This is a genomic window from [Clostridium] clostridioforme AGR2157, assembly GCF_000424325.1.
GTDB lineage: Bacteria > Bacillota > Clostridia > Lachnospirales > Lachnospiraceae > Enterocloster > Enterocloster clostridioformis_A.
On sequence record NZ_AUJR01000038.1, the window covers coordinates 44,343 to 55,156 of the forward strand.

10 protein-coding genes are annotated in these 10,814 nt (G+C 43.4%); all 10 read left to right on the forward strand.

The genetic code is table 11. The features are described 5' to 3' along the window. Positions 1-33: 33 nt before the first annotated feature. On the forward strand, positions 34-876 hold the full coding sequence (locus G614_RS0116260; protein ID WP_027642798.1) for an NAD(+)/NADH kinase: 843 nt from the start codon (positions 34-36) through the stop codon (positions 874-876). A gap of 51 nt (positions 877-927) precedes the next feature. Next, entirely contained in the window at positions 928-1,380 is a 453-nt protein-coding gene (gene argR, locus G614_RS0116265; RefSeq protein ID WP_002569663.1) for an arginine repressor, read from the forward strand. 17 nt (positions 1,381-1,397) lie between these two features. Then, positions 1,398-3,056 carry a DNA repair protein RecN gene (gene recN / locus G614_RS0116270; RefSeq protein WP_027642799.1) on the forward strand — a complete coding sequence of 553 codons (1,659 nt, stop codon included), beginning with the start codon at positions 1,398-1,400 and terminating at the stop codon, positions 3,054-3,056. 149 nt (positions 3,057-3,205) lie between these two features. Continuing rightward, positions 3,206-4,483 (forward strand): SpoIVB peptidase, encoded by a 1,278-nt coding sequence (spoIVB, locus tag G614_RS0116275; RefSeq protein ID WP_027642800.1) that lies wholly within the window; start codon positions 3,206-3,208, stop codon positions 4,481-4,483. Between the two features lie 185 nt (positions 4,484-4,668). Beyond that, positions 4,669-6,939, forward strand: coding sequence for a CRISPR-associated helicase/endonuclease Cas3 (locus tag G614_RS0116280; protein WP_027642801.1), 2,271 nt, complete (start codon positions 4,669-4,671; stop codon positions 6,937-6,939). Between the two features lie 40 nt (positions 6,940-6,979). Next, complete coding sequence (gene cas5c / locus G614_RS0116285; RefSeq protein WP_027642802.1) at positions 6,980-7,687, forward strand: type I-C CRISPR-associated protein Cas5c; 708 nt, start codon at positions 6,980-6,982, stop codon at positions 7,685-7,687. Further along, complete coding sequence (gene cas8c / locus G614_RS0116290; RefSeq protein WP_027642803.1) at positions 7,674-9,482, forward strand: type I-C CRISPR-associated protein Cas8c/Csd1; 1,809 nt, start codon at positions 7,674-7,676, stop codon at positions 9,480-9,482. The genes cas5c and cas8c overlap by 14 nt, the downstream gene beginning before the upstream one ends. After that, positions 9,472-10,305, forward strand: coding sequence for a type I-C CRISPR-associated protein Cas7/Csd2 (gene cas7c / locus G614_RS0116295; protein WP_002594036.1), 834 nt, complete (start codon positions 9,472-9,474; stop codon positions 10,303-10,305). The genes cas8c and cas7c overlap by 11 nt, the downstream gene beginning before the upstream one ends. Positions 10,306-10,332: 27 nt before the next feature. Further along, on the forward strand, positions 10,333-10,542 hold the full coding sequence (locus tag G614_RS0116300; protein WP_207637850.1) for a hypothetical protein: 210 nt from the start codon (positions 10,333-10,335) through the stop codon (positions 10,540-10,542). Between the two features lie 86 nt (positions 10,543-10,628). Beyond that, the coding region (locus G614_RS30155) for a transposase (RefSeq protein ID WP_027642806.1) at positions 10,629-10,814 on the forward strand (186 nt) is incomplete at its 3' end.

Genomic DNA, 10,814 nt, shown 5'->3' on the forward strand with positions numbered 1-10,814 from the left:
ATAACGTATAAAAACGTCAGGAGCCCCATAACCATGAAACATTTTTATATTATTGCCAATATTGACAAAGAATATGTACAGGAGGCCCAGGTATTCATCAAGGGGTACCTGGAGGCAAAGGGAGCAGAGTGCCTTCTGCACCAAACACCTGAGAGAACCAGGGGGGGAGCCCACATTGACGGGGCCCAGGTGCCGGAGGATACGGAGTGCGTCATAACGATCGGAGGGGACGGTACCCTCATACAGGCTGCCAGGGATTTGGCGGGCCGCAACATTCCCATGCTGGGGGTGAACCGGGGCCATCTGGGATATCTCAATCAGGTGAGCCGCCAGGAGGACATTGCGCCGGTCCTAGAGTCTCTGTTAAATGAGCGCTACCAGCTGGAACGGCGGATGATGATACACGGGACAGCGCGGCGGAAGGAAGAGACCCTTTTAAAGGATATTGCACTCAATGAGATTGCCATTACCAGAAAGGATCCTCTGAAGGTGCTTCGCTACAGCGTCTATGTAAATGACGAGTATCTCAATGAATACGCGGCAGACGGTGTCCTGGTAGCCACGCCTACCGGTTCCACGGCGTATAATCTTTCGGCGGGAGGCCCGGTCATAGCGCCGGGAGCCAGGATGATGGTGCTGACACCTATCTGTTCCCACTCCCTCAATGCCAGGAGCATTGTGCTGGCACCGGAGGACAGGGTTCGGATTAAGGTCCTTAACAGCGGTCAGGTCGTATCCTTTGACGGGGATACGTCCATGGAATTAAAGGCAGGAGACTGTATAGACATACGGTGTTCCGAACTGCAGACAGTGATGATAAAGTTAAAGCAAATATCATTTATGCAGAACCTCAGCAACCATCTGGGAGGAATATAGACAGCAGGGTCCGCAGTTCATTATAAATCAACAAGGAGGGAAGCGTCTCACATGAAGGTAGAGCGCCACAGCAAGATTGTCGAATTAATTGGAAAATATGAGATAGAGACACAGGAGGAGCTGGCTGAAAGGCTGAATGAGGCTGGTTTCAATGTGACCCAGGCAACTGTTTCCAGGGATATCCGCGAGCTGAAGCTGACCAAGATGCAGTCAGAGAGCGGCAGACAGCGCTACATGGTATTGGAGAGCCCCAGAGGGACATCCGCCATCAAATATATCCGCATCCTTAAGGACGGATACATGTCCATGGACATGGCGCAGAATATCCTGGTAATCAAGACCGTATCCGGCATGGCCATGGCTGTGGCTGCTGCCCTGGACGCCATCCAGTTTCACGAAATTGTGGGCTGTATAGCAGGTGATGATACCATCATGTGCGCCATACGCAGTGTGGATGACACTATCATTGTCATGGAGAAAATCAAGAAAATGGTGGAAGACTAATGGAAAAGGGGTGTAATATGTTACTGGAACTGCATGTAAAGAACCTGGCCCTTATTGAGAAAGCGGATGTGGAATTCGGTGAGGGTCTCAATATCCTCACCGGTGAAACCGGAGCCGGAAAATCCATCATCATCGGTTCCGTAACCATGGCCCTGGGCGGCAAGGCGCCCAAAGGCAGTATACGTCCAGGGGCTGACTACGCCTATATTGAGCTGGTGTTTTCCGTCACAGGGGAAGAGAAGCGGAAGGCTCTCAGGGAGCTGGAGGTGGAACCCACGGAGGACGGACTGGTAATCATATCCAGGAAGCTGACCCCTGCCAGGAGTATCAGCCGTATCAACGATGAGACAGTGACCATGGCCAGACTGAGCCAGATTACAGGCCTGCTGCTGGACATACACGGGCAGCATGAGCATCAGTCCCTTCTTTACAAATCCAAGCATCTTGAAATTCTGGACGCCTATGTCAAGGCCGCGACCCAGCCTGTAAAACAGACAATAGCAGACAGGTACCGTATATACCGCTCCCTTGAAGAAAAGCTGAGGGGGTTTGATATGGATGCTGAAAGCCGTATCCGCGAGGCTGACTTCCTTCGGTTTGAGATAGAGGAGATAGAGGCATCAGCCCTGAAGGAAGGGGAGGAGGAGGAGCTCACCTCAATTTACCGCCGTTATTCCCATTCCAGGCGCATTGCAGAGTGTCTGGGAGCCGCCTACGAGGCAGTGGAGGGAGAATGGCTTTCAAGGGCCTTAAAAGAGGTGGAGCAGGCGGCAGAGTACGATGAGACCCTGGGCGGCATCCGGGACCAGCTCTATGATGCGGATTCCATACTGAGGGACGCGGGAAGAGAGATGTCCACCTACCTGGATTCCATGGAGATGGACGAGGAAACATTCAGGAAAACCGAGGAACGCCTGGACCTGATACATAACCTTCAGGCAAAATACGGGGCAACCGTGGAAGCCATCCGCCAGAAGCTGGAACAAAAAAAGAAAAGGCTGGAAGAACTGGAAGATTATGACGCCCACAGAAAGCGTATGGAGCAGGAATTAGAGGAATGCAGGAATGGTTTGGAGAAACTCTGCACACAATTAACAGGGATACGTAAAAAGGCGTCCAGGACGCTTGTAAAGAAAATCAAGCAGGGTCTGGTGGATTTAAATTTCCTGGATGTGGGATTTGATATGGAATTTGAAAAACTGGATCATTTTACCCCATCCGGCTGGGACGGGGCGCAATTCCTTATTTCAACCAATCCCGGACAGCCCATGCGCCCTCTTAAGGATGTGGCGTCAGGAGGAGAGCTTTCCAGAATCATGCTGGCCATCAAGACCGTGCTGGCGGATTCCGATAATATACCCACACTGATTTTTGATGAGATAGACACTGGAATCAGCGGGCGTACCGCCCAAAAGGTTTCGGAGAAGCTCATGCTCATAGCAAAGAGCCACCAGGTCATCTGCATCACCCACCTGCCGCAGATAGCGGCCATGGCGGATTCACATTTTGAAATTGCAAAATCTGCCAGCCATGGCAGGACGATTACCACCATCCGTCTGCTGGACAGAAAGGCTTCCGTAGAAGAGCTGGCCAGGCTGTTAGGCGGCGCCAGGATTACTGAGGCAGTGCTTAAAAACGCAGGTGAAATGAAGGAATTGGCAGACAGAACAAAATAAAACAGATTGAAATCCTAAGGATGGATAATACTAAGAAAGAGGCAGTGAACGTTGCTTCTTTCTTTTTTGTTATGGTCCATCCGCAACAGATGCACCATGACTTTGTATTGACCCATTTTAAATGAATGACTATATAAGGAGGCAGGGCGATGAAGGGGAAATCAATCTTTTACCGGTGGCTGGGGCGCATCTTCTGGCTGTCCGTTGTGGCTGTTACGGGGTATACGTGGTATTACATGGACCAGGCAGTGCCGGACCGGGTGAGCATTATAGAAAATGAAGAGGAGGAATTTTCCTTCGGCCTGCCTTTAAAGGCAACCATATCCAGCGACAGCCAGGAAGTGGCCCTGGCAAATGAAAGCAACATACCGGCGGACCAGATTACCATAAGCGGCAGGGACCATTTTTCCATGTTCGGGGGAGAAAAGGGAAGCTACCAGGTAGGTCTTAAGCTGTTTGGAGTGATAAAATTAAAGGACATACAGGTGGATGTGGTGGACACCAGGTATGCCATTCCCTGCGGCTCTCCCATCGGAATCTATCTGAAATCGGACGGCGTCATGGTCATAGGAACCGGGCGCATAACGGGAAGCGACGGCATGGAGGTGGAACCGGCATACGGAATACTGAAATCAGGTGACTATATCGAGGCATTTAACGGAAAGCCCATGAACACAAAGGAGGATCTGATACGGGCTGTCAGCGAGTCAGGCGGACAGGACTGCGTGCTCCAGGTGCGCAGGGAAGGCGAGGACGTGGATGTAAGCCTGAAACCGGTCCAGAGCGCTGACGGGCAGTACAAGCTGGGAGCATGGGTCAGGGACGATACCCAGGGTATCGGTACCATTACTTATGTGGATATGAATGGCAGGTTCGGCGCGCTGGGCCATGGAATCAGCGACAGCGATACGGGAGATTTGGTGGAATCCTCTGAGGGAGCCCTGTATTCCACTGAAATCATGGGGATTGAAAAAGGCTCCATGGGCAAACCCGGACTGCTGTCCGGCGTGATTTACTACGGACCCCAGTCCCATATGGGGGATATAGAAAAGAATACAAATGAAGGCATATTCGGCACCGTTAACCAGCAGTTCAAAAAGCAGATAGTGGGAGAGCCTCTGGAAATCGCCTGCCGCCAGGATGTGAAGCAGGGACCGGCCTATATCCGAAGCAGTATTTCCGGCGAATTAAAGGATTATGCCATCGAGATTCAGAAGGTGGATTATAATTCCAGCCATAAGAACAAAAGCATGGTCATCAAGGTAACGGACCCGGAACTGCTGGAGCTGACAGGGGGAATCGTGCAGGGGATGAGCGGGTCGCCAATTATACAGGATGGGAAACTGGCAGGGGCGGTGACACATGTGTTTGTGCAGGATGCCAGCAGGGGGTATGGGATTTTGATTGAGAATATGATGGAGCAATGAGGCTGGGTAGCCCTCGTCTTCCGTCTGCTATGCGGCGAAAGCCGCGCAACCGCTGGTACGCGGAGCATGCCAGCGGTTGTGGCCTGGACGGAGTAGCGGGGCGCGACAGGAGCTTACTAATAGATACTGCTTGTTGTAAGAATGTGGATATGTTATTATAGAGATGTTAGAGTGCAGGAGGTAAGATGAACGAGCAGATTAATTTTTCGCCATTAGTTGAGGACGAAAAAGAAGCCTTTAAACAGAAATTATTTACTACAGAATTGTGGGATACAGCATTGGCTCGCCGGAATCAGCTTTTAAAAGTACATTCGACTAATGTCTCAAAACTGGCTCGCGAATTTGCAGGAAAATTCGGCATGGAAGCTCTCTTAGATGTTGCAGGATATTTACACGATTATGGTAAAGCCACACTGGAATGGCAGGAATATTTTAAGAAGAAGCTGTTGCACGAGGATGTAGCAATCGTTCCTCACAGTATCCATGGTGCAAAATATGGTTTTGCTAAAGCTAATTCATACCATTATATCGCTGAATTACTCGGAAACGTTATTATGTCTCATCACGGCATGTTGTATGATAGTATTTCGCCTGACGGAGAAACATTACTGAATGATATTTTAACGTCTAATACAGCATTTATAGTACCAAGAGAATGCTCCATTGATTTTAGCATGCTTAATGATGAATTTATGAAAATTATAAATGCTGATAAAAATGCGGACAAACCATTTTACCTGTCTATGCTCATAAAACTGATTTATTCATGTCTTATTGATGCAGACAGATTAGATGCTTATCTGGTCGAAAGCGGTAACGTATTTTCACCTGCATCGCCTAATTGGGATTACTTGATTTCAAAGCTTGAAGAAAAGCTCTCCAAATTGCAGGCAAAAGAACAATCGAAAATTTCTGTGTTAAGAAAAACGGTTTCGGAGAATTGTAAAAAAGCAGGATTGCGCGATATCGGAATATATAAGCTAGAAGTTGCTACTGGTGGCGGAAAGACATTTGCGAGCCTGCGTTTTGCACTTGAACACGCAAAGCACCATAAATTAGACAGAATTATATATGTAATTCCATACCTTTCAATCATAAGCCAGTCAGCAAAAGAGATTCGCACCGCGCTTAATTTAGATGAAGATACGGTTTTGGAGCATCATTCCGATTTTTTACCTGATGATGAACAGTATTATAAGTTGCATACAAATCGTTGGGATGCCACTATTATTCTGACTACGCAGGTTCAATTTCTGGAAAGCATTTTTTCTGCAAAAGGTTCAGAACTAAGAAAATTTCATAGTATGGCAAACAGCGTATTGATATTTGATGAAGCGCAAAGTATACCTATAAAGTGTATTCACTTATTTAATTCTGCAATGAACTTTATAAATAAGGTTTGTAAAAGTACCATTTTACTTTGTACGGCAACACAGCCACCCTATGAAGAGGCTTTACGAAGGTTAAATTTTTCTGATAACCCATCATTAACTGATTATATAGAACCTCCAAAAAGATATGAAATAAAAAACGAATTAAGGGCTTGTGGATATACATACCCGGAATTAGCAGACTTTGTTACAAAAAAACTTCAAAAAGCTACTCTGGTGATTCTTAATACAAAAAAAGCTGTAAGATTATTGTATCAAGAACTAAGTAAAAGAAATATTTCAGCGATACATTTAAGTAATAGTATGTGCCCAGCCCACCTTCATGACAAAATAGAAGAAATAATCAAATGTTTGGAAGAAGGAAAGCCGGTTTTATGCATATCCAGTCAGTTAATAGAGGCCGGCGTTGATATTTCATTTGACTGTGTCATCCGCGATTTGGCAGGTCTTGATAGTATTTATCAAGCGGCAGGCCGATGTAATCGTCACGGTAAATCCGACAGTAAGAATGTATACGTAATAAATATAAAAGATGAGGATTTAAGCAAATTACCGGATATTAGAGCAGGCGCCAATATAACAAGAAGGCTTTTTGATGAGAAGAGGAATGATGATATAAATTTATATTACAAATATTATTTTTATTCACAGAAAAATGAGATGGATTATAATATTGATGGGGGATCGATTTATGATTTGCTGTCCGGCAATGAACAGGGGCAACGGGCTTACCAAAATCGAAAAGATAAACAGGGAATTGAGCCACCGAAAATACGTTCAGCGATACGTTCGGCGGCTGATGAATTCTTTGTTATTGATAAAGGACATACGGAGGTTGTTGTTCATTATGGGAAAAGTACAGAACTTTTAGAAAGCTATAATACAACAAAGGATATTGTAGAAAAGCGCAAAATATTAAAACAACTTGGTCGATACAGCATTTCATTATACTCATATCAACTGGATAAGTTGAAAAAGAATCATGCAATCGATGATGAAAGTTATAAAGGCCTGACAATTATTAAAAATAGCTTTTATGATGAAATAATTGGGTTAAATATTTAGGCCAGCCAGGGATTTTGAGATTTGCAAGGGAGGTAAATAAGTGGAAAAGCGAAATACAGTACAATTTAAGGTATACGGAAAATATGCATTATTTTCTGATCCTATAACCCGACCGGGAGGTGAAAAGATTAGCTATCAGGTGCCAACCTATCAAGCGATTAAAGGTATTACCGAGAGTATATATTGGAAACCGACATTTATTTGGTATGTTGATAAAATACGTATAATGAAACGGATTCAAACCGAAAGCAAAGGAGTCAGGCCAATTAAAATAAATGGTGGAAATGAGCTGGCTTATTATACTTATCTTAAAGATGTGGAATATCAAGTGTCAGCACACTTTGAATGGAACAAACAGCGCCCGGAATTAGAATCAGACCGTGACGAGAACAAACACCACAATATCGCAAAACGCTGCATCAGGCAGGGAGGACGGCGGGATGTGTTTTTAGGCACTCGTGAATGTCAGGCATACGTTGAACCCTGTACTTTCGGAGAGGGAAAAAGTGCTTATGACAATTATGGTGAAATTGATTTTGGTATCATGTTTCACGGTTTTGATTATCCGGACGAAACAGGAAATCAGGAGCTTGGAGTTCGGCTTTGGCAGCAAAAAATGAAAGATGGGGTTATAAATTTTTGTGACCCCAGAGAAATCCGAAGCCGTCGTGTTGTCAGCGCATATGACAGCCATTATTCTTTTAAACACTTTGAAGAGGGGGTCAATTTTAAAATTGAGCTGGTTTAAAATTTTAGCTGATACATACGATAGTGTTTCAGATATTGTAGGCACACCTGACGAAAAAGGAAATATTCTGCTGCCACTGAATCATACGACAAAAAGTAATTCCGATGTAGGTATTATAATTGATTGTGATGGGAGATTTCGTGGCGCTGACCCAAGTAAATTGACAATTCTAATTCCGTGTACAGAGGATTCAGAGTCGCGTTCAGGAAAAGCAAATTTTCCACATCCCTTACACGATCAGATTGAATATCTTTCAACAGATGAAACAAAACGGGAGAAATATCTTTTACAGCTTAGCAGATGGAGTGATTTGCATCCAAAAGTAGAAGCGGTGCGCAGATATCTTTTAAAAAACACTCTGATTGAGGATTTACAGGGTTGTAATATTAAAATATACGACAAAATGTTTGTTCGATTTTCAGTCGAAATGCCAGGGGACCTTATACCAAATTTGTGGGAAGACAAAACTGTATCAGAGGCATGGCAAAGATATGTAAAACAAGAGCAATCGGGAGTAAAAGCATTATGTTATGTTACAGGACAGCTGTTGCCAGTTGCTGAAAAACACCCTAAAAATATAAATCCTTTGTCTGCAAATGCAAAGCTTATAAGCTGCAACGATGAGGCAAATTTTACATATCGGGGGCGATTTGATAAATCAAAACCAGCGAATGTGATTAGTATTGAGGCCAGTGGAAAAGCACACGCAATGCTGAAATATTTAATTGCCACACAAGCCTACCAGTGTGATTCGCAGGCCATTGCTGCGTGGGCTGTTGACAGCGGGGCGGCACAACCTGGAATATTTGAAGATAGTTTGGGGATATATGCAAATGCCATAAAAACAGAAAGAGATATATTAATTGAAGCACAAAGTGAACTTGATTTAGATTATGCCAAAAAGTTAAGCACAGCAATTAGAGGATATGGCAATTCTGAAAACCTCAAAAATGATAATAGACATATAGCCGTTATTGCTGTTGATGCCGCAACTACAGGGCGGATGGCGGTGACGTTTTATAAAGAATTTCAGGAGAACGAATATATTGAGCGAATTATAAACTGGCATGAAACCTGTCGCTGGTATTTTCATAGCAAGGGGAAAACTTATATATCTGCGCCAGGTGCTGACAAGATAATCGCGGCAGTACATGGAGAGCCAAAAGGAGAGGGATATTCAAAAATAAAGAAACAGTCCCGGGAAAGAATTTTAAGCTTTATATTAAATGGAGAAAAGTTTAGCAAAGCATGGCTGAATGCGGCGGTGAACCGCGTATCCAATCCGTTTTCTTATGATAAAACTGATGGCGGATGGGATTTTTATAAATGGGAGACTGTGGTAAATACCACATGTGCCATAGCTAAAAAATATTATTCAGACGCAGAGGAGGAATTCAAATTGGAACTTGAGAGAAAACGTACTGACCGGGACTATCTCTATGGCAGAATGCTTGCAATTGCCGATAGAATAGAAGGCCATGCAAGATATTTACAGGACAAAAAAAGTGATATTGAAAAACGGCCTACCAATGCTGTTAGATATATGTCGGCATTTGCCACTAAACCATTCAGGACGTGGGAAGTGATTTACCGTCAATTGAATCCCTATATTCAGCGGCTTAATGGTGCTGAGTGGTATCAGAGAGAGCTTGATGAAATCATGTCTCTTTTTACAGAAGGCCAGTATGAGAATGATAAGCCTTTAAATGGAAAATATCTTATGGGGTATTCATTACAGCGCAGAGCATTAATGAATAGAGAAAATAACGGGGAGGAAGCTGAAAATGTTGAGTAAAAAAATTGATTTTGCAATTATTATAGGGGTTAAAAATGCGAATCCAAATGGAGACCCATTAAATGGAAACCGTCCAAGAGTAAATTATGATGGATTGGGCGAAATAAGTGACGTATGTTTAAAACGAAAAATAAGAAATAGACTATTGGATGACGGAGCAAACATATTGGTTCAATCGGATGATTATCGCAATGATAAGTATCGAAGTATTAAGGATAGATATGACAGTAATGAAAATATAACTGCTCTTGGCAAAAAAGCTTCCAGTGATGACGTTGCTGAAGCTGCCTGCAAAGAATGGTTTGACGTTAGAGCATTCGGACAGGTGCTGGCATTTAAGGGGAAAAATGATAAAGAGGCAGGTGTATCAATTGCTATAAGAGGTCCTGTAAGCATTCAAAGTGCGTTTAGTCTTGATACGGTAGATGTGGAAAGCCTGCAGATTACAAAAAGTGTCAATCTTGAAACAAATGAAAAAAATCCATCTAAAAAGATGGGTGATACAATCGGGCAAAAGCACCGAGTCAGCAAAGGTGTTTATGTTACTTATGGAAGCATTAACAGGCAGCTTGCTGAAAAGACAGGTTTTTCTGACGAAGATGCTGAGCTGCTTAAACAGGCAATCTTAAAAATGTTTGAAAATGATGAGTCTTCAGCGCGTCCAAGCGGAAGTATGGAAGTCTTAAAAGTCATTTGGTGGACTCATACCGATAAAGTAATTGCATCTGCTAAAGTTCATCGAAGTCTAAATGTTAATAAAGATGGAACCTATATACTTACTGCTCTCGATGGGCTAAAGATAGAAGAACTTGATGGTCAATAGACATATGATTCAGGACTAAAACGTATTTTGATTGATGGAGAATATATGAATATTAACTCAATTTTAAATAAAAGCTTTAATGAATTAACACCGGATGACTGCGTTGCGATAAATAATTATCTGTTGGACAGGATGTTAATCGAATTACAGAAAAAGGATCGAAGCGGTATCTATGGAATTACCCAGAGAGAATCTGCCTTTAATCAAAAAGAGGGTTTAATCAAAAAGAGGGTTTAATTCCCCGCAGCTTGCTGCGTAACAAACTTTTTCAAGACATGGAGGAAGTGATATACTAGAGGAAAAAGGAAAGGAGAAATTGTGCGATGAGTGAAACAATACGCAAGTCACACAATGTATCAGTACTCATGTATCATTTCGTATGTCCAGCAAAATATAGAAGAGTAGTAATAGATGAAGATGTAGATAGGGTAATCAAAGAAACGTGTGAGGGAATTCAGGAAAGGTATGAAATAAGATTTTTGGAAGTAGGTACAGATAAAGACCATGTA

Coding starts and splice junctions, on each gene's coding strand:
- spoIVB (WP_027642800.1), top strand. CDS start 3,206: ATGAAGGGGAAATCAATCTTTTACCGGTGGCTGGGGCGCATCTTCTGG.
- cas7c (WP_002594036.1), top strand. CDS start 9,472: ATGTTGAGTAAAAAAATTGATTTTGCAATTATTATAGGGGTTAAAAAT.
- recN (WP_027642799.1), top strand. CDS start 1,398: ATGTTACTGGAACTGCATGTAAAGAACCTGGCCCTTATTGAGAAAGCG.
- G614_RS0116280 (WP_027642801.1), top strand. CDS start 4,669: ATGAACGAGCAGATTAATTTTTCGCCATTAGTTGAGGACGAAAAAGAA.
- argR (WP_002569663.1), top strand. CDS start 928: ATGAAGGTAGAGCGCCACAGCAAGATTGTCGAATTAATTGGAAAATAT.
- G614_RS0116260 (WP_027642798.1), top strand. CDS start 34: ATGAAACATTTTTATATTATTGCCAATATTGACAAAGAATATGTACAG.